The following is a 1,089-nucleotide window of genomic DNA, read 5'->3' as shown; positions in this document are numbered from 1 at the left end:
GGGTTACGTCCATGAGGATGGTGTACGAGCTGGATCCGAATGAGATGGCCGGCGTGTCGTAGCCGAACGAAAGACGGTCACCGCGTGATTCTTCGAGAGACCTACCAAGTCGACTCGAGACAGGACCACACGATGACCACTGCCCACAATATCGACCTGCACCAGCTCGTCGAAGACCGACTCACCGGCGCCAGCCCCGATCTGCTGCGGGAGCTGCTGACGCTGTTCATCCACGCCCTGATGGGCGCCGAGGCCGACGTCCTGTGCGGCGCCGGCTACGGGCAACGCACCGACGACCGCGTCAACTCCCGCAACGGGTATCGGCACCGTGACTTCGACACCCGGGTCGGAACCCTCGATGTCGCCATCCCGAAACTGAGGTCCGGCAGCTACTTCCCGGATTGGCTGCTCGAGCGCCGCAAGCGTGCCGAGCGTGCCCTGACCACGGTGGTCGCCACCTGCTATCTGCTCGGGGTGTCGACCCGCCGGATGGAGAAACTGGTCGAGACGTTGGGTATCACCTCGTTGTCGAAGTCCCAGGTCAGCGTCATGGCGAAGGAGCTCGACGAGCAGGTCGAGGCGTTCCGCAGCCGGCCCCTCGACGCCGGCCCGTACACGTTCGTCGCCGCCGACGCCCTCGTGCTCAAGGTCCGCGAGAACGGCCGGGTGGTCAACGTTCACGCCCTGGTCGCGGTCGGGGTCAACGCCGACGGCTACCGCGAAATCCTGGGCATCGATGTCACCTCCGCCGAGGACGGCGCCGGCTGGCTCACGTTCTTCCGCGGACTGGTCGCCCGCGGGTTATCCGGGGTGAGGTTGGTGACCTCCGATGCCCATGCCGGTCTGGTCGCGGCGATCGGCGCCACCTTGCCCGGTGCATCGTGGCAGCGTTGCCGCACGCATTACGCGACGAATCTGATGGCGGTCACCCCGAAGACGTCGTGGCCGTGGGTGCGCACGCTGTTGCACTCGGTCTACGATCAGCCTGACTCGGAATCTGTTCACGCACAATATGATCGGATCATCGAAGCCCTCGCCGAGAAGCTCCCGAGGGTTGCCGACCACCTCGACGGCGCCCGGGCCGATCTC

At 65.8% G+C, this 1,089-nt stretch carries 1 protein-coding gene; it reads left to right on the top strand.

The genetic code is table 11. The annotated features are described in order from the left end of the window. Nucleotides 1-132 precede the first annotated feature (132 nt). Nucleotides 133-1,089 (top strand): IS256 family transposase (locus ACQR3U_RS23345; RefSeq protein ID WP_317752562.1); only part of this gene is annotated, 957 nt, incomplete at its 3' end.

Origin of the sequence: Rhodococcus sp. IEGM1339 (genome assembly GCF_050321925.1) — a bacterium.
Classification (GTDB): domain Bacteria; phylum Actinomycetota; class Actinomycetes; order Mycobacteriales; family Mycobacteriaceae; genus Rhodococcus; species Rhodococcus pyridinivorans.
Note: the sequence above shows the minus strand (reverse complement) of the source record. Positions and strands in the feature narration are given on the sequence as shown.